The sequence below is a fragment of the Parasphingomonas puruogangriensis genome, assembly GCF_036663635.1.
GTDB lineage: Bacteria > Pseudomonadota > Alphaproteobacteria > Sphingomonadales > Sphingomonadaceae > Sphingomonas.
This window is the reverse complement of the sequence record NZ_JAXOJI010000004.1, coordinates 130,232-149,333: the sequence shown is the minus strand read 5'-3', so window position 1 is coordinate 149,333 and position 19,102 is coordinate 130,232. Positions and strand designations below refer to the sequence as shown.

The window sequence follows — 19,102 nt, the reverse complement described above, 5'->3', positions numbered from 1 at the left end:
GGCATTGCGTTCCGGCCTTCGAGAGGAAGATATCCACGTGCGTTATGCTTACGCTATCACCGGTGCCCTGCTGCTGAGCGGCACCGCCGCCACCATGATCTATCAGCCCCAGGCCAGCGCCCAGACCGCGCAGAACGAGCCCGGCGCGATTCAGGCGTCCGCGCCCAAGGCCGGCGCGCCGATGAGCTTTGCCGACATGGTCGCCAAGCTGCAGCCCGCGGTGGTCAACATCTCGACCAAGCAGACCATCGTCCAGCAGCAGCAGGCCAATCCGTTTGCCGGCACGCCGTTCGGCGACATGTTCGGCGGCGGCCAGGGCAATGGCGCGCCGATCAAGCGCGAGGGCGCGTCGCTCGGTTCGGGCTTCCTGATCTCGCATGACGGCTATGTCGTGACCAACGCGCACGTGATCAGCCCGGGCGCGCGCGGCGCGACGGTCAATTCGATCGCGGTGACGCTGTCGAACAACAAGGAATATGTCGCCAAGGTGATCGGCCAGGATCGCGAATCCGATCTCGCGCTGCTCAAGATCGACGCCACCAACCTGCCCTTCGTGCGCTTCGGCGATTCGGGCGGCGCGCGGGTCGGCGATTGGGTGCTGGCGATCGGCGAGCCGTTCGGCCTGGGCGGCACGGTGACCGCCGGGATCATCTCGGCGATCAACCGCGTCACCGGCCAGGGCGGCGCCTATGACCGCTTCATCCAGACCGACGCCTCGATCAACCAGGGTAACTCGGGCGGCCCGATGTTCGATCTCAGCGGCAATGTGATCGGCGTGAACAGCCAGATCTTCTCGCAGTCGGGCGGCAATATCGGCATCGGTTTCGCCATTCCGGCCGCCACTGCCAAGCCGATCATCGACACGTTCATGAAGGGCGGCACGATCAGCCGCGGCTATCTTGGCGTGACCCTGGGCGGGGCGATCGGCGACGATGCCGCCGCGGCCCTCGGCATTGCCAAGAACCAGGGCGAGCTGATCGCCGGGGTCGAGCCAAGCGGCCCGGCGGCCAAAGCCGGCCTGCGCGCCGGTGACGTGGTGACCAAGGTCAATGGCGTGGCGGTGACGCCTGATTCGACGCTGTCCTATCTCGTCTCCAACGTGAAACCGGGCCAGGCGGCACGGCTCGATGTGCTGCGCGACGGTCGCGCGATGACGCTCAACGCCAGCGTGGTGGCGCGGCCGGCGGCGGAAAAGCTGGCCGCGTTGGTCAATGGCGGCAGCGACGATGGCGGCTTCGGCAAGGATAGCGACGATGACGATGCCGGCGTGGTGACGCCGGCGACGGGCAACGTGCTCGGCCTCACCGTCCAGCCGCTGACGCCGGGCATCGCCCGTGCGGTCGGCGTGGATGCGCAGACGCAGGGCGTGGTCATCGCCGCGGTCGATCCGGGCAGTGATGCCGCGCAGAAGCTGAAGCGCGGCGACGTGGTCAGCGCGGTCAATAGCAGCCCGGTACGCACCCAGGCCGAACTGGTCGCCGCGGTCAACGCCGCGCGCGCCGCGGGCCGCCCGCAAGTGCTGCTGCTGGTGCAGCGCGCCAGCCCGGTAAAGGCGTTCGTGCCGGTTAAGATCAAGCAGTAAGCAATCCTCCCCGGCACGGGGGGTACCACCCGCTTACTTCAAGCGGGTGGTGGAGGGGGTGGGCTGGTAACGCAATGGTTGCGTTGCCGGCCCACCCCCTCCGTCATGCTGCATGCCGCCTCCCCGTTCCGGGGAGGATATACTTCCGCCCGCGCTCGACGCGCGATAGGCTCGCCTGCGACACACAGGAGCGACCATGGCTGACGGCCCCATCTTCATCGGCAACGCCCCCGGCGGCGCCAATCCCCAGAATCTCGAACTCAAGCGCGCCAACCGCCATGGCCTGATCGCCGGCGCCACCGGCACCGGCAAAACCGTGACGCTGCAGGGCATCATCGAGGGCTTTTCGGCGCGCGGCGTGCCGTGCTTCGTCGCCGACGTGAAGGGCGACCTGTCGGGGCTGGCCATGGCCGGATCGCCGCTCAGCAAAAGCCACGCCATCTTCGCCGCGCGTGCGGCGGAAATCGGCGACGCGGACTGGACCTATGCCGACAATCCCGTGCAATTCTGGGATCTGTACGGCGAACAGGGCCATCCGATCCGCACGACCGTGAGCGAGATGGGGCCGCTGCTGCTGGCGCGGCTGCTCGATCTCAACGAGGTGCAGGAAGGCGTGCTCAACATCGCCTTCCATGTCGCGGACAAGGACGGGCTGCTGTTGCTCGATCTCGACGATCTGCAAGCGATGCTGGTCCATTGCGGCGAGCGCGCGGCCGAACTGACGACGACCTACGGCAACGTCTCCAAACCCAGCCTGGGCACGATCCAGCGCGCCTTGCTCCAGCTACGCTCGCAGGGCGCGGATCATTTCTTCGGCGAACCGGCGCTCGATCTCGACGATTTCATCGGCGTCGATGATCAGGGGCGCGGCATTGTCAACATCCTGGCGGCCGACAAATTGATGGCCAGCCCGAAACTCTATTCCACCTTCCTATTGTGGCTGATGAGCGAATTGTTCGAGCATCTCCCCGAGATCGGCGATCCCGACAAGCCGACGCTCTGCTTCTTCTTCGACGAGGCGCATCTGCTGTTCGACGAGGCGCCGGACGCCTTGCTCGACAAGATCGAACAGGTCGTGCGGCTGATCCGCTCGAAGGGCGTGGGCGTCTATTTCATCACGCAGAACCCTATCGATATCCCCGACAAGGTCGCCGGGCAGCTCGGCAACCGCGTGCAGCACGCGCTGCGCGCCTTCACCCCGCGCGACCAGGCCGCAGTGCGCGCCGCCGCGACGACGTTCCGCGCCAATCCCGACGTGGATGTCGAGACGGCGATTACCGAGTTGAAGGTCGGCGAGGCGCTGGTCTCGTTATTGCTGCCGGACGGCTCGCCCTCCCCGGTCGCGCGCACGCTGATCAAGCCGCCGCGCAGCCGCGTCGGCCCGGTCACGCCGGTCGAGCGCGGGGTGCTGATCCAGACCGATCCGATCGGCGACAAATACGATGCGTTGGTCGATCGCGAATCGGCCGAGGAATTGCTCGCCGCCAAGACCAGCGAGGCGAAGGCCGCTGCTGCCGAAGCGCAGGCCCAGACCGAAGCGGACAAGACCGCCGCGCTGCAGGCCAAGGAAGACGTAAAGGCGGCACGCGAGGTGGAACGCCAGCGGCTGGCCGATCAGCGCGAGGCCGATCGCCAGGCGCGGCTCGCGGCGGCGGCGGAAAAAGCGGCTGAGCGCGAAGCGGCGAACTCGCCGTGGAACCGCGCGGTGACCTCGGCGACGCGCAGCGCCTCGTCCGCCGTCGGGCGCAGCGTCGCCAACCAAGTGTCGAAGGCGGTGTTCGGCTCGTCGCGCGGCGCCGGCGCCGGGATCGTCGGCGGGCTGGTGCGCGGCGTGCTCGGCGGGCTGTTTCGGGGGCGGTGAAACAGACTAGCCCCACAAAGCCTATCGTCACCCCTGCGAAGGCAGGGGCCCATCGCTCCCCCCTCATGAACCACCGCCGGTGGAAGCAGTGATAGGCCCCTGCCTTCGCAGGGTGACGAAAGGTGTTGCGAAGCCTGCGCGCTGGCCATGACTTCGGCCGGACCCTTTCCCCCTGCAGCGCATCGGCCTAGTCTGGCGGCAACTCTTTCCCGCAGGACCAACTCATGACCTTCGAAACGCCCACGCAAACCGACTGGAACGCCGTGGGCGAAGCCGAGCTCGCGGACGTCATCACGCTGCGCCGCGCGATCCACGCCGATCCCGAAGTCGGCTTGCACTGCCCGCGTACCGCCGACAAGATCCGCGCTGCGCTCGCCGGCCTGCCGCTGGAGATCCGCGCCAGCACCTCCACCACCGGCCTGATCGCGATCCTGCGCGGCGGGCGCGACAATGGCCGCACGGTGCTGCTGCGTGGCGATCACGATGCGCTGCCGATGCAGGAAGAGACCGGCCTGCCCTTCGCCAGCACGGTGCCCGGCGCGATGCACGCCTGCGGGCATGATTCGCACACCGCGATGCTAGTCGGCGCCGCCCGGGCGCTCAGCGCGCGCCGCGAGGAGCTGCCGGGCACGGTCGTGTTCATGTTCCAGCCCGGCGAAGAAGGCTATCACGGCGCGCGCTATATGATCGCCGATGGGCTGCTCGCCGATCCCGCGCCGGAAGCGGCGTTCGCGCTGCATATCTCGCCCAACATGCCGGCCGGCACGTTCGTCAGCCGCAACGGCCCGCTGCTCGCCTCGACCGATGCGGTCAACATCACCGTGCACGGCCGCGGCGGCCATGCGGCGATGCCGCACGATTGCCTCGATCCGATCCCGGTGGCGTGCGAGATCGTCACCGCGCTCAGCACCTTCATCGCGCGCCAGATCGCGGTGACCGATCCGGCGGTGCTGTCGATCACCAAGATCGATGCCGGCTCGGCCTATAATATCGTGCCCGAATGCGTCGAGATGAAGGGCACGCTGCGCACGCTTTCGAACGCCACGCGCGAGCAGGCGCAGGCCGGGATCGCCCGCGTGGTCGAGCATGTCGCGCTGGCGCATGGCTGCACCGCGGAGTTGCGCATCGACGAAGGCTATCCGGTGACCGAGAACGATCCGCGCGCCGTGGCGATGATCCGCGCCGTCGCCGAGCGGATCGGCGCCTATGAAACGATGCCCGCGCCGATGATGGGCGGGGAAGACTTTTCCTACGTGCTGCGGGAGATACCGGGCGCGATGGCGTTCGTCGGCGTGGCGCCCGAGGGCAGCGACCCGCGCACCAACCCGCCGCTGCACAATACCAAGATGACGATCCGCGAGGATGTCATGGCCAAGGGCGTGGCGATGCATTGCGCGCTCGCCGAGCGGTTCTTGAACCACGGCTTCGATTGATCCCATCCCGTCACCCCAGCGAACGCTGGGGTCTCAAGCGGCTCCTGTCCCAAGCAAGCGCTTGAGATCCCAGCATTCGCTGGGATGACGATATGCGCCGGCCTCCGCCCCAAAAAAACGCTGTCCTACAAGCCCATGACAATGGCAGACTTGACCATCCCGCCTGCTGCCAACAAAACGCTATAACCAAGCCCGTAATTTAATTACCTTCCGCCGCACGAAGATTTCCGGATTACCGTGAAAAGTGTGAAGCGAACCGGAGACCGACCTATGGCCACCGCCCCGACTCGCCCGCTTGCCGAGCTCACGCTGCGCGGCGTCATCCTCGGCGCCCTGATCACGATCTTGTTCACCGCCGCCAACGTCTATCTCGGGCTCAAGATCGGGCTGACCTTCGCCACCTCGATCCCGGCCGCAGTGATCTCGATGGCGATCCTGCGCTTCTTCAAGGGCGCGAATATCCTCGAGAACAATATCGTCCAGACCATCGCCAGCGCCGCGGGCACGCTGGCGGCGATCATCTTCGTGCTGCCGGGGTTGATCCTGGTCGGCTGGTGGCAGGGCTTTCCGTTCTGGACCACGGCCTTCGTCTGCGCGCTTGGCGGCATCCTCGGCGTGATGTTCTCCGTGCCGCTCAGGCGAGCGCTGGTGACCGGATCGGACCTGCCTTATCCCGAAGGCGTGGCGGCGGCGGAAGTGCTGAAGGTCGGCACCCAAGGCGCCGAGGGCGATACCGAGAATGCGCGCGGGCTGCGCGTCATCGTGTTAGGCTCGTTGGCCTCGGCCGGCTTCGCCTTGCTCGCGGCGGCCAAGCTCGTGGCTGCGGAAGCGGCGAAGAATTTCAAGATCGGCGCGAGCGCGAGCGGTGTTTCCGCCAGCTTCTCGATGGCGTTGATCGGCGTCGGACACCTCGTCGGCATCTCGGTCGGCGCGGCCATGTTCGTCGGCATGCTGATCGCCTGGGCCGGGCTGATGCCGTATATGACGGCCGGGCTGCCCGGCGATGTTGATACCATCGTCAGCACGGTATTCCGCAGCGACGTGCGTTTCATCGGCGCGGGCACGATCGGCATTGCCGCCTTGTGGTCGCTGGTGCGCATCCTCGGGCCGATCGTCGGTGGCATCCGCTCCGCCATGGCGGCCTCGCGCGCGCGCGCCGGCGGCTCGGTGCTGGAACTGACCGAGCGCGATCTGCCGATCGGCATCGTCGGCGGCGCCATCCTGCTCACGCTGCCGCCGATCGCCTGGTTGCTCTACAGCTTTTCGGCCGGCGGACCGGTGCACGAATTCCCGTTTGCCGTGATCGGCGGCACCTTGCTGTACGTTCTGGTGATCGGCGTGCTGATCGCCGCCGTGTGCGGCTACATGGCCGGCCTAATCGGGGCATCCAACTCGCCAGTGTCGGGCGTCGGCATTCTCGCCGTGCTGGCGGCCTCGCTGCTGCTGGTCGCGGTGTTCGGCCATAGCGCTGACCCGGCGCGGACCAATGCGCTGATCGCCTATGCGCTGTTCACCACCGCGATCGTGTTCTCGATCGCGACCATTTCCAACGACAATCTGCAGGATCTCAAGACCGGGCAATTGGTCGGCGCGACGCCGTGGAAGCAGCAAGTCGCGTTGATCATCGGGGTGCTGTTCGGATCATTGGTCATCCCGCTGGTGCTCAATCTGCTGAAGGATTCGTTCGGGTTCGTCGGCATGCCCGGCGCCGGGCCGGACGCGTTGTCCGCTCCCCAGGCGGCGTTGATCTCCAGCCTGGCCAAGGGCGTCCTGGGCGGCGATCTCAACTGGAACCTGATCGGCACCGGGGCGCTGATCGGCGCCGTGGTGATCTTTATCGACGAGATGCTCGGCCGCACCGGCAAGCTGCGCCTGCCGCCGCTCGCCGTCGGCATGGGCATCTATCTGCCGATGTCGCTGACCTTGCTGATCCCGATCGGCGCGCTGATCGGCCATTGGTACGAGCGCCGCGCGGCCCGCGCCGCCAACCCCGAATTCGCCCAGCGCATGGGCGTGCTCGCGGCGACCGGGCTGATCGTCGGCGAGAGCCTGTTCGGGGTCGGCTTTGCCGGCGTCATCGCGGCCCGCGGCGGGCGGGTGCCGAGCGGCGTGGGCGAGAGTTTCGCCGGCTGGGCGGAGATTGCCGCGCCGATCGTGTTCGTGGCGTTGATCGTGTGGCTGTATCGGCGCACGACCGCGCTGGCGCGATAACCACCGCCCCTACACCTGTCATCCTGAACTTGTTTCAGGATCCAGGCGCGGGCAGCGGCCATACGGACACCGTCATTGAGGCGGATGACCGCGCATGGATCCTGAAACAAGTTCAGGATGACGGTAGTAAGTCGCGCGTGCCGTAGCGCCGGCTCACATATCCGCGAGCAAAGCCGGGATCGGGATGAAGGCGAACGCCACCGAGCTATCCGCCACGCCGTACGGCACGAACAATGTGTCGCCGTGGCGGATCGCACCGCACGTATAGACCACGTTGGGCACATAGCCCTCGCGGTCCTGGTCTGCCGCTGCCAGGATCGGGTGCACCGTGCGCCCCAGCACCTTCGACGGATCCTCCTTGTCGAGCAGCACCGCGCCGATCGAATATTTGCGCATCGCGCCGACGCCGTGGGTCAGCAGCAGCCAGCCCTCGTCGATCTCGATCGGCGGGCCGCAATTGCCGATCTGCACCAGCTCCCACGGATATTTGGGTTCGAGCAAGCGGGTGCCCTCCTCCCAGTGCGTCAGCGTGTCCGATTGCAGCAGGAACAGATTTTCCCCGTCCTGCCGCCCGATCATCAGATATTTGCCGCCAATTTTCCGCGGAAACAGCGCCATGCCCTTGTTGCGGCTGGCCGGCCCCGACATCGGCACCAGATCGAACGCGCGGAAATCGCGCGTGCGCATCAGTTCGGACTGGATCACCGACCCGTTATAGGCGGTGTAGGTGCCGAGCCATTCGACGCTGCCATCGTCATGCGTAAACTGGACAAGGCGGAGATCCTCGAGCCCCTTGGATTGCGCCGCGGTGATCGGGAAGATCACCGTGCCCGACAGCGTCGAATCGCGGTGGCGATAGACCGTGATCGGTCCCACCGGCAGCTCGGTTTCCTCCGCGCCGACCGCGTCGGTGGCGGTGGCGAAGGGCGGCTCCGGCGCCAGCTTGAGCTGGTTCTGGTCGGTGATGATGCCTTCGCGGAAGGCGACCGAGGAGATATGCCCCTCGCCCACCGAGCGCAACGACATCAGGATACGCAAGCTGCCCTTGGGCATGCCGGATTGATCGAAATGGGGCGTGGCGCTGGGGTTCATCAGTGCGGCCGCGGCATAACTATATTCGTGGCAGAAATAGGCGCCGATCAACTGCCGCTTTTCGTCACCGATCTCGGTGCCGTCGAGGCCCATCATGGCCTCGATCTCGTCATAGCGCGTCATGAACACACGGCGCGTCTGCCAATGGCGCGCCTCGAAATCCTTCAGCACGACCTCCAGCTCGGCGCGCGTCTGCTGCGTATCCATGGCCAGCACTTCGCGCACCAGGCGCTCGGTGCGGCTGCCGCCATTGCCCGACCAGGCGAGATGGAACGGGCGCACCACGACCCGCGATGGATCGGCATGCAGCCGCAATGCGTGATGGAACAGTTCTGTCACCAAATGCCTCGTCGTCGACCCGCACCAAATGCGCGTCGCGAGCGAGGCTACGCGACGGCGCTCGACGGTCCTGCCACTATTTGCGCGCGTTTTGATAGTGCAGAAATCGCGCACGAGGCCAATTGCAGCGCCAGAATCGACTCGGCGCCCTGGTTTCGGTTCAAACCGTTGGGCATCAGCCCGTCGAAACAGCCGCCATCCGCACTAGTCGCCAGCGGCAGATCGAGATCGTTCTGCCCAAGATACCAATGATAGGCGCGCTGCGCCTCTTCCACCCAGCGTTTGTCGCCGGTCGCTTCGAATGCCGTAACACAGGCATCGACAGTGGCCTGCGCCTCCAGCGGTTGCTGGTCGAACGGCAGCGGCTCTTCATACGGACGACCAAAGCTTTCCGTGCCGACGGCACGGAACCGGCCTTCGGGAGAGGTCTGGCGACCGATGATCCAATCGAGCGTATCGATGCCGGACTTCATCAGGTCATCGCGCTTGAGCGCTTGGCCGGCGCGGATCATCGCCTCAGGCAAGCGGGCATTGTCATAGGCCAGCACGATCTCGAACCATTCCCATTCGGGACGGCGTGACACGGCGAGCAAGGCCAGCAATTCGTCCGAGAAGCGGACCAGGATCTGCTTGGCCATGGCATGGCCGGGATGCGCATCGAGCACTGCCGCCGCGCCGAGCATGGCGAAGCCCTGCGCACGTGGCGAGCCGAGCTCGAGCGCCAGCGATGCGGTCATGTCGAACATGGCCATCGCCCAATCGCGATGCTTGGCTTGGTTGGCGTCGCGCGCGGTGACGCCCAAGGCCCACAAGGTGCGGCCGTTGGAATCCTCCGAGCCGAACTCCTCGCACCACGTGCGATCGAAATTCATGAAGTTGCGGAAGCGGCGTACGTCCGGGTTCCAGGCGTATTGGATGAACGATTCGTAGATCGTCATCCATTTGTCGCGCGTAACTTCATCAATTTCGTCCATACGCGTAAGCAGCATCAGCGCGCGGACATTGTCATCGATGCAGTAACCGTGGCGGCGATCGGGCACCGAATAGATCGAATGCTGCAACATACCGGTGGAATCGCTCATCCGCTCGACCGCCGCGAAATCGGGCTTCAGCGCGACCGGCGCGATGCTGTTCTTGGACAGGCGATGCGGCTTGGCGGCGATCATCGCGGCGATCTCGCCCATGGCGCGCTCGGCCAGCACCGGCCAGATCATCGTGCGGCCACGCGCATAAGCGCGCTGCGACAGGCGCGTGCGGTTACGCTCGCTGCCGAGCAGCAGGTTGATCTCGCGCGCAAACGCCGCGCTGTCGCCGAAATCGACCAGCACGCCGTGCCCATCGGCCAGGATCTCCGTGGCATGGACATAGGGCGTGGAAACCACGGCCTTGCCCACGCCGACCGCGTAGGACAGCGTGCCGGAGGTGATTTGCGCCGGGTTGGAATACGGCGTCGCATAGACGTCCGCCGCCTGCAAATAATCGATCAGCTCGTCATGTTCGAGGAACGCATCGATGAACTGGATATGCTCGGCCACACCCAGATCGGCGGCGAGCGTCTTGAGCCGGTCGCGATACTTCTCGCCTTCATGCGCGACAAGATTCGGGTGGGTGGCGCCGAGCACGGCATACAGCACATCCGGATTGGCTGCGGCGATCGCCGGCAGCGCGCCGATCAGCGTCTCGATGCCCTTGTTCGGCGCGAGCAGGCCGAAGGTCAGCACGACCTTGCGCCCTTCCCAGCCGAACCGCGCCTTCAACGTATCGGGCGCAACGAAATCGCGATCCGGCACGCCATGCGGGATCATCACGATCGAGCGGCCACTGGCACCATAGACGCGCTCGAGGATCTCGCGACCGCGCTCGGCCATCACCACGATGCGCGACGCGCGGCGCAGCAAGCCTTCCATCACCCGGCGCTCGTCGGCGCTGGGCTTTTCGAGGATCGTATGCAGCGTGACGATGACCGGGATCGACACGCGATCGAGCAGCGTCAGGATGTAATCACCGGCCGAGCCGCCGAAAATGCCATATTCGTGCTGCAGCCAGATGGCCTTGGCGCCGCTCGTCTCGATCGCGCGCGCTGCGGCGATATAGGCGGTGCGATACTGGTCCGGGATGCTCATCGTCACTTCGGACGGATAATCGTACATCCCGGGATGGTCGTCCATCGCATAGACGTCGACCTTAAGGTCCGGGAAGCGACCGCGCAGCGCCGTGAAGGTGTCGGTGGTATAGGTGGCCAGGCCGCATTTACGGGGCAGGAAGTTGCCGATCAACGCAACGTGATCAATAGTCGAAGCAACTTCTGCCACGTGCGCCATATATCCAACCTTTAGTGTGGGTGGAGCTGGGAGCTCCGGACCTGCCTCCCTGAAACGGCTTGAAGTCAATATGGTTGCAGCGTTGTTGCAGTGCAACAGGGGCGCCGCCAACATTGACGCCAGATGAACGAATTCCTGCGACGAACGGATTCGTCAGCCGCGACCGCGGTAGCCAGGCACGTCCTGCGACGGCAGCCACAGCCCTTCGGGCGGCACCCCCGACTGCCAGAATACGTCGATCGGAATGCCGCCGCGCGGATACCAATAGCCGCCGATACGCAGCCACACAGGCTGCATCTCGGCGAACAGCCGTTCACCAATGCCGACAGTGCAATCCTCGTGGAACGCCTGATGGTTACGGAAGCTGCCGAGGAACAATTTGAGCGACTTCGACTCGACGATCGTCCCAGCCGGCGCGTAATCGATCACCAGATGCGCAAAATCGGGCTGCGCGGTAACCGGGCAGAGCGAGGTGAATTCAGGCGCGGTGAAGCGCACCAGATAGGGCCGGCCGGTACGCGGATTGGGCACGTAATCGAGGATCGCGTCTTCAGGGGAAGCGGGGAGCGCGCTGGTCTTGCCGAGATGGGTTGGGGTCATGGGCGGGATATAGGGATCCCACCCCCCACCGTCACCCCGGACTTGTTCTGAGGTCCACCGTGCCGCAAAGCGGATGGCTAATCGAATGCGGCGCAGGGGACCCCGGAACAAGTCCGGGGTGATGGTGGTAGAGGGTAAGTGACCTTTCTGATCCCCATCCTCGGCGACCAGCTCAGCCTGGACCTTTCCTCATTGCGCGACGCCGACAAGGCCAGTGCCCGGCTGCTCATGATGGAGGTCGCCGACGAGACCACCTACGTCCGCCATCACAAGAAAAAGCTCGCCTATATTTTCGCGGCCATGCGCCACCATGCCGCGGCACTTCGGGCAGAGGGCTGGACGGTCGATTACGTCATGCTCGACGACCCCGATAATAGCGGCAGCTTCACCGGCGAGCTCGCCCGCGCCGTCGCCCTCCATGCGCCGGAGCGGATCGTCGTCACCGAAGCCGGGGAATGGCGCGTCGCCGCAATGCTCGAGGCGTGGGAGACCATCTTCGGGATCGCGGTGGACATTCGCGCCGACGATCGCTTCATCGCCAGCCATGCCGAGTTCGCCACATGGATCGAGAACCGCAAGCAGCTGCGCATGGAATATTTCTACCGCGACATGCGCCGGAAGACGGGATTGCTGCTCGACGACGGCAAGCCGACTGGCGGTGAGTGGAATTACGATTCTGAGAACCGCAAACCGGCGCAGGCCAGCCTGCTCATGCCGCGCCCACTGGCGTTCGCGCCGGACGGCATCACCGCCGAGGTCCTGTCACTGATCGCCGAACGCTTCCCGGACAATCCGGGCACGCTCGACCGGTTCGACTATGCCGTCACACGCGCCGATGCGCTGCGCCAACAGGCCTATTTCCTGCAACATGCCTTGCCCTGTTTCGGCGATTATCAGGATGCGATGCTGACTGGTGAGCGCTTCCTGTGGCATTCGATCCTGTCGCCCTACATCAATTCAGGGCTGCTCGACCCGTTGGCCTTGTGCCAGGCGGCGGAGGCGGAATATCGCGCGGTGCGCGCACCGCTCAATTCGGTCGAGGGGTTTATTCGCCAGATCATCGGCTGGCGCGAATATATGCGCGGCATCTATTGGTCGCAGGGCCCGGATTATGTCGAGCGCAACTTCCTTGAGGCGCATCGCCCGCTGCCCGCTTTCTACTGGACCGGCGATACCGACATGCATTGCCTGAAGGAAGCCATCGGCCAGACACTGGAGACCGCGCACGCGCATCATATCCAGCGGCTGATGGTGACGGGCAATTATGCGCTGCTGATCGGTGCCGACCCCAAACAGGTCCACCAATGGTATCTCGAAGTCTATCTCGACGCCTATGAATGGGTCGAACTGCCCAATACGCTGGGCATGAGCCAGTTCGCCGATGGCGGGCTGCTGGGTTCCAAGCCCTATGCGTCATCGGGCGCGTACATCAACCGCATGTCGGATTATTGCCGGCACTGCCGCTACGACGTGAAGCAGCGCACCGGGCCGAACGCCTGCCCGTTCAATGCACTGTATTGGGATTTCCTGGTGCGCAACGAGGACAAGCTCGGGCGCAATCCGCGGCTGGCCATGCCGTATCGCACCTGGGCCAAGATGGACGCCGACACGCAAGCCGATATCCGCGCTGCGGCGGCCGATACCCTTGCTTCACTCGACGCCGCGCCCGGCTATGGCTAGAGTTGCGGCAACGACAATGGGAGACGGTATATGGACGCGTTGGTGACGACGGAATGGCTCGCAGGCGAGCTTGGCGCGAACGATCTCAGGATCGTCGACGCGACCTTCTTCGCCGGGTTCGGCGATCGCGACCCCGCAGCCGAGTATGAAAAGGCACATATTCCCGGCGCCGTGTTCATGGATCTGGGCGAAATCGCCGACACGTCCAACCCGCTGCCGTCGATGCTCCCGGCGCCCGAAAAGTTCGCCAGCCGCATGCAGTCGCTCGGTCTCGGCGATGGCAGCCGCATCGTGCTGTACGACAATTCGCCCTATCACACCGCCGCCCGCGCCTGGTTCATGCTGCGCACGTTCGGCGCGCACGACGTGGCTATCCTGGATGGCGGGCTGGCCAAGTGGCAGGCCGAAGGGCGCGAGATCGCCAGCGGCAAGGAACAGGTGCGGCATCGCCACTTCACCGTCTGGGCCGACGACAAGGGCGTGCGCACCAAGGACCAGCTGAAGGCCAATATCGACAGTCAGGCCGAGCAGGTGCTGGATGCGCGCTCCGCCGCGCGCTTCACCGGCGAGGAGCCGGATCCGCGGCCGGCGACGCATGCCGGGCATATCCCGGGATCGAAGAATCTGCCGGTCGGCGAACTGTTCAACGCGGACGGCACCTACAAGACCGGCGACGCGCTGAAGGCCGCGTTCGAGGGGGCCGGGATCGACCTGGCCAAGCCTTTGGTCACCACCTGCGGATCGGGCATCACTGCTTCGGTGCTGGCGTTCGGCGCGCATCTGCTGGGCAACAATGCTGCAGTGTATGACGGCAGCTGGTCCGAATGGGGCGCGGCCAGCGACACGCCCAAGGCGACGGGAACGGCATGAGCGGACCAATTGATCGCTCGGTGGCCGACGCAACGCGCGTCGTGCTGGCCGGGCGGCGCAAGGAATGGACCGGCGGGGTGGTCAACCCGCCGGTGTGGCGCGGCTCGACCATCCTGTACGATTCGGTCGCCGAGATGCGCGAGCGCGTTTCTGACACGCATCACAAATTCTTCTACGGGCGGCGCGGACTGCCGACGCAATGGTCGCTGGCTGATGCGCTGAACGAGCTGGAGCCGGGCGCCGAAGGCACGTTCCTGTATTGCTCGGGCGTGGCGGCGATCGCGGCGGCGTTTCTGGCGGTACTGTCGGCGGGAGACGAATTGCTGCTGCCCGACACGTCGTACGATCCGACGCGTGCGCTCGCCACCGGGCTGCTCAAGCGGCTCGGCATCACCGCGCGGTTCTACGATCCGATGGTGGGTGCCGGCATCGCCGAACTGATCGGCGAGCGGACGCGCGCCATCCTGATGGAGAGCCCGGGCAGCCTGACCTTCGAAGTGCAGGACGTGCCGGCGATCGTCGCCGCGGCCAAGGCGCGTGGTGTGACCACCCTGCTCGACAATACCTGGGCGACGCCGCTCTTATTCCCGGCGATCGGCCTGGGTGTCGATCTGACGATTTTGGCGTGCACCAAATATGTCGTCGGCCATTCGGACGCGATGCTCGGCTCGGTCACCGCCGGACCAGGTTTCTTCGCGCGCTTGCGTGACACCAGCTTCCAGCTTGGCCAGGTCGCCAGCCCGGACGATTGCTATCTCGGCTCGCGTGGACTGCGCACGATGGCGGTGCGGCTCAAGCAGCATGAAGCGAGCGCATTGACCATCGCGCGCTGGCTCGCCCAGCAGCCGCAGGTGGCGACGGTATTTCATCCGGCGCTGCCTGGTTGCCCGGGGCATGACACTTTCGTACGCGACTTCAAAGGATCGTCGGGGCTGTTCTCGTTCGTGCTCAACGGCGGCAGCGATGCTGCGCGGACTGCGCTGATCGATGGGCTCGAGCTGTTCGGGATCGGCTATAGCTGGGGCGGGTTCGAAAGCCTGGCCGTGCCGATCGACCCACAACGCTATCGTAGCGTCACCACGCGCGACGATGCCGGGCCGATGGTGCGGTTGCAGATCGGCCTGGAAGATCCCGACGATCTGATCGCCGATCTGGCGGCGGGGCTCGAGAGGTTCGCGGCGACGGCCGCCTAGTCCCTTACTTCAGCCGCTTCCCCGGGTTTCGCCGGGAAGCGGCTGGTAGGTTACTTGGGCGTGCTTGCCCGTGCGTCCTGACCATCGCCTTCGGGCGCGGCGACGATGTCGCGCGTCGTGCCGGCCTTGTCGACGATCGCCGTATCGGGATCGCCGACGTCGGAGCGGATGCCATCGGCCGCGACATCGCTGCCCGCCGCGCTCAGCGTCGCGGTTTCCGAAGCGCTGCGCGCCGCCGAGCCACCAAACAACGCGTCGAGCGCCTGGGCATTGGGGTTGCCGGCCGAGGTCGGCGCGGCGCCCGGCTTGGGCGGCACGAGCGAAAAATCGGGCGGGATCACCAACGGCGCCTGGCGCGCGACGGCGAATTCATCCGGCCGTGCCCGGTCATAACCGCTCTTGCCACAGGCGGAGAGGCTGAACACCACGACAGTCGCGGCTGCGATCGACACCAACTTACGCATTCATATTCTCCACTGGAGCCTGTGCGGCGTCCGTCTTTTTGTCTCGTATCAGAAGCGCGCGGGCGAGCAAGATCAGCACGCCTATCGTAATCGCGGCATCGGCGACATTGAATACCAAAAACGGCCGCCACGCGCCGAAATGCAGATCGGCGAAATCGACCACGTAACCGAGCCGGATGCGATCCAAGATATTGCCGATCGCACCGCCCAGCACGAGGCCCAGCGCCATGCGGTCGTAGCGATTAGTTTCCCGCGTCAGCCACACCGCCACGCCGCAGGCGATCGCTGCGGTGAGCGCGACGATCGCCCAGCGCATGGCCGGGCTGCCGGCGGGCAGCAGGCCCAGCGACACGCCGATATTGGGCACGAAGCGCAGATCGAAGAAGGACACGATCTCACGATACGCGCCGAGCTGGTCAATGCCGAGCGGGCCGGTGACCCACAGCTTGATCGCCTGGTCGATCACGAACACGATCGCGGCGGTGACGAACCCGGCGGGCGCGAAGCGGCTCATGCCACGACCTCATCGCACCGATCGCACAGATCGCCATCCACCGTCACTTCGGGCAGCAGGCGCCAGCAGCGGCCACATTTATGATAGTCGGTGGGGGTCACGGTCACGGCATCGCCCTCGGTTACTTTCGCCACGATGAACAGTTCGGCGAGCGCTTCCACCGGGAGCAACGCCGAGGGCACCGTGACCTCGGCTTCGAGGCTGGAGCGCACGCGCTTTTCGCGGCGCAACGGCTCGATCGCTTCGGTTACCTGGACGCGGAGCCCGCGGACGTCTTGCCACTCGGTCGAGGCGACATCGTCGCCCGGCAGCGCGGGCAGCTCGGGCCATTCGAGATAATGGACCGAACCCTCCTCCGACGGGAAGCGCGCCTGCCATACTTCCTCGGCGGTGAAGCACAGGATCGGCGCAGCATAGCGCACCAGTGCGTGGAACAGGATGTCGAGCACGGTGCGATACGAGCGGCGCTTGATGTCCGTCGGCGCGTCGCAATAGAGCGAATCCTTGCGGATATCGAAGAAGAAGGCCGAGAGATCGTCCTGCGCAAAATCGGTCAGCAGGCGCAGATATTTGTTGAACTCGTAGCCGTCGGCCGCGGTTTTCAGTTCGACGTCGATCATGCCGAGCCGGTGGAGGACGTAGCGCTCCAGCTCGGGCATGTCGCGCACCGCGACCTTCTCGGTATCGGTGAAGCCGTCGAGTGCGCCGAGCAGGTAGCGGAACGTGTTGCGCAGTTTGCGATAGGCGTCACTGGCCGTGCCCAGCACTTCCTTGCCGATCTTCACATCGTCGAAATAGTCGGTCGAGGCGACCCACATGCGCAGGATATCGGCGCCCGATTCCTGGATGATTTTCAGGGGATCGACGACGTTGCCGAGCGACTTGGACATTTTGCGGCCCGTCTGGTCGAGCGCGAAGCCATGCGTGAGGACGGCGTCATACGGCGCGCGGCCGCGCGTGCCGCTGCTTTCGAGCAGCGAGGACTGGAACCAGCCGCGATGCTGATCCGAGCCTTCGAGATACAGATTGGCGCGCGTGCCTTCGCCATAGCGCGCCTCGATCACGAAGGCGTGCGTGCTGCCGCTGTCGAACCATACGTCGAGGATGTCGTTGATCACCTCATAGTCGGCGAGATCGTAGTTCGCGCCTAGCAGGGCCTGGTGATCGGCGGCGAACCAGGCATCGGCGCCGCCAGCCTTGAACGCGGCGAGGATGCGGGCGTTGACGGCCGGGTCGTTGAGATAGTCGCCAGTGGCGCGGTTGACGTACAGCGCGATGGGGACGCCCCAGGCGCGCTGACGAGAGATCACCCAGTCCGGGCGGCCCTCGACCATGGCGCGGATGCGGTTTTCTGCGCGGGCGGGGACCCAGCGGGTGCGGGCGATGGCGTCGAGCGCGATTTCGCGGAGCGTGGCGCCGTTATCTCCCCTCCCGCTTGCGGGAGGGGTTGGGGGAGGGCTTGTCGAAGCGAGCGCGGCATCCGCGGACACGCCCTCCCCTAGCCCCTCCCGCAAGCGGGAGGGGAATTGTTCACGGTCCATGGGGATGAACCATTGCGGCGTCGCGCGGAAGATCACCTTCGCCTTGCTCCGCCACGAATGCGGATAGGAATGCTCGAAATCGTCGCTCGCCGCGAGCAACGCACCCGCCGCGCGCAGATCGGCGCAAATCGGCCCGTCCGCGCTGACGAACTTCTTGTTGATCACGCTGCCCTGCCCTCCGAGCCACGCCCAGTCGGCCCGGTACATGCCGGCGCCATCGACCGCGAACACCGGATCCAGGCCATATTGCTTGCATAGCAGGAAATCGTCCTCGCCATGATCAGGCGACATGTGGACGAGGCCGGTGCCGGCATCGGTGGTGACGAAATCACCGGGCAGGAACGGCCGCGGCTTCGCGAAGAACCCGCCGAGCGCGTGCATCGGATGGCGCGCGGTGGCGCCTTCGAGGTCCGCGCCGCGCACCGATTTCAGCGCGGTGACCGTGCCAACACCATCGCCGATTTTCATGACCACCGGATGGCCGATACGGACGCCAAAGCTCTCCAGCAGGTCGTGTGCGACGAGCAGTGTCTTCGGTCCCGCGACCATATCGTCGAAGCGCACGAGGAGATACTCGATCTCCTGCCCATAGCTCAGCGCCTGGTTGACCGGGATCGTCCACGGCGTGGTCGTCCAGATTACCGCATGCGCGCCGACCAGTTCCGGCGCGTTCGGCGCGTCGACGATCTCGAACGCGACGTCGATCTGCGTCGACACCACGTCCTCATATTCCACTTCGGCCTCGGCGAGCGCAGTCTTCTCGACCGGCGACCACATCACCGGCTTGGCGCCGCGATAGAGCTGGCCGCTCTCGGCGAATTTGAGCAATTCGCCGACGATCGCCGCTTCGGCCTCGAACTTCATCGTCAGATACGGATCGGCCCAGTCGCCCATCACGCCCAGCCGCTCGAACTGCACGCGCTGTACCGCGACCCATTTCTCGGCATAGGCCCGGCATTCGGCGCGGAACTGCGCGACCGGCACTTCGTCCTTGTTGAGCTTCTTGGCGCGATACGCTTCCTCGACCTTCCACTCGATCGGCAGGCCGTGGCAATCCCAACCCGGCACGTACGGCGCATCCTTGCCCAGCAGCGACTGGCTGCGGACGATGATGTCCTTCAGCACCTTGTTCATCGCATGGCCCATATGGATGTCGCCATTGGCGTAGGGCGGGCCATCATGCAGGATGAAGCGCTCGCGCCCGGCGCGCTGCTCGCGCAGGCGATCGTAGAGGCCGATCTTCGCCCAGCGTTCCAGGATCGCCGGCTCTTTCGCGGCAAGGCCGGCCTTCATCGGAAAGTCGGTCTTCGGCAGGAAGACGGTATCGCGGTAGTCGGGCGCTGTGTCGGTCATGGGCCGGGCTTTAGCGGGAGGCGGGGCCGGACACAAACGGCGTTCGTG

The 19,102-nt window shown here is 65.5% G+C and carries 13 protein-coding genes; 7 read left to right on the top strand and 6 right to left on the bottom strand.

Annotated elements, in window-relative coordinates; all coding sequences use genetic code 11:
- The first annotated feature begins 37 nt into the window (after window positions 1–37).
- The 4 genes from U1739_RS11785 to U1739_RS11770 all read left to right on the top strand — a co-directional run bounded on the left by U1739_RS11785 (window position 38) and on the right by U1739_RS11770 (window position 7,087).
- Complete coding sequence (locus U1739_RS11785) at window positions 38–1,582, top strand: Do family serine endopeptidase (RefSeq protein WP_332708246.1); 1,545 nt, start codon at window positions 38–40, stop codon at window positions 1,580–1,582.
- Between the two features lie 196 nt (window positions 1,583–1,778).
- Window positions 1,779–3,443 (top strand): helicase HerA-like domain-containing protein, encoded by a 1,665-nt coding sequence (locus U1739_RS11780; RefSeq protein ID WP_332708243.1) that lies wholly within the window; start codon window positions 1,779–1,781, stop codon window positions 3,441–3,443.
- 224 nt (window positions 3,444–3,667) lie between these two features.
- Window positions 3,668–4,876, top strand: coding sequence for a M20 metallopeptidase family protein (locus tag U1739_RS11775; RefSeq protein ID WP_332708241.1), 1,209 nt, complete (start codon window positions 3,668–3,670; stop codon window positions 4,874–4,876).
- Window positions 4,877–5,146: 270 nt separating this feature from the next.
- Entirely contained in the window at window positions 5,147–7,087 is a 1,941-nt protein-coding gene (locus tag U1739_RS11770; RefSeq protein WP_332708239.1) for an OPT family oligopeptide transporter, read from the top strand.
- Between the two features lie 153 nt (window positions 7,088–7,240).
- Here the strand turns inward: U1739_RS11770 and U1739_RS11765 are convergent, their stop codons facing one another.
- From U1739_RS11765 to queF, 3 genes are all read right to left on the bottom strand, one after another.
- The gene (locus U1739_RS11765; protein WP_332708237.1) at window positions 7,241–8,518 is read right to left on the bottom strand and encodes a glycoside hydrolase family 130 protein; all 1,278 of its coding nucleotides are present in this window, start codon (window positions 8,516–8,518) and stop codon (window positions 7,241–7,243) included.
- A gap of 47 nt (window positions 8,519–8,565) precedes the next feature.
- Window positions 8,566–10,839 carry a glycosyltransferase family 4 protein gene (locus U1739_RS11760; protein WP_332708235.1) on the bottom strand — a complete coding sequence of 758 codons (2,274 nt, stop codon included), beginning with the start codon at window positions 10,837–10,839 and terminating at the stop codon, window positions 8,566–8,568.
- 153 nt (window positions 10,840–10,992) lie between these two features.
- A complete protein-coding gene (gene queF / locus U1739_RS11755; RefSeq protein WP_332708233.1) occupies window positions 10,993–11,439 on the bottom strand; it encodes a preQ(1) synthase in 447 nt (148 codons plus the stop codon).
- 138 nt (window positions 11,440–11,577) lie between these two features.
- On the opposite strand from queF, the gene U1739_RS11750 reads away from it, so the two are divergent.
- The 3 genes from U1739_RS11750 to metC are packed head-to-tail and all read left to right on the top strand — an operon-like array spanning window position 11,578 to window position 15,182.
- Window positions 11,578–13,119, top strand: a complete 1,542-nt coding sequence (locus U1739_RS11750) for a cryptochrome/photolyase family protein (RefSeq protein ID WP_332708231.1) — start codon at window positions 11,578–11,580, stop codon at window positions 13,117–13,119.
- 30 nt (window positions 13,120–13,149) lie between these two features.
- A complete protein-coding gene (gene sseA, locus U1739_RS11745) occupies window positions 13,150–13,989 on the top strand; it encodes a 3-mercaptopyruvate sulfurtransferase (protein ID WP_332708229.1) in 840 nt (279 codons plus the stop codon).
- The gene (gene metC / locus U1739_RS11740; protein ID WP_332708227.1) at window positions 13,986–15,182 is read left to right on the top strand and encodes a cystathionine beta-lyase; all 1,197 of its coding nucleotides are present in this window, start codon (window positions 13,986–13,988) and stop codon (window positions 15,180–15,182) included. The genes sseA and metC overlap by 4 nt, the downstream gene beginning before the upstream one ends.
- Window positions 15,183–15,232: 50 nt before the next feature.
- Here metC and U1739_RS11735 read toward each other — a convergent pair whose 3' ends face one another.
- The 3 genes from U1739_RS11735 to ileS are packed head-to-tail and all read right to left on the bottom strand — an operon-like array spanning window position 15,233 to window position 19,054.
- Window positions 15,233–15,646, bottom strand: a complete 414-nt coding sequence (locus U1739_RS11735) for a DUF3035 domain-containing protein (protein WP_332708225.1) — start codon at window positions 15,644–15,646, stop codon at window positions 15,233–15,235.
- On the bottom strand, window positions 15,639–16,160 hold the full coding sequence (gene lspA / locus U1739_RS11730) for a signal peptidase II (protein WP_332708223.1): 522 nt from the start codon (window positions 16,158–16,160) through the stop codon (window positions 15,639–15,641). The genes U1739_RS11735 and lspA overlap by 8 nt, the downstream gene beginning before the upstream one ends.
- Window positions 16,157–19,054, bottom strand: coding sequence for an isoleucine--tRNA ligase (gene ileS, locus U1739_RS11725; RefSeq protein WP_332708221.1), 2,898 nt, complete (start codon window positions 19,052–19,054; stop codon window positions 16,157–16,159). Before ileS ends, lspA begins: the two co-directional genes overlap by 4 nt.
- Between the last annotated feature and the right edge of the window lie 48 nt (window positions 19,055–19,102).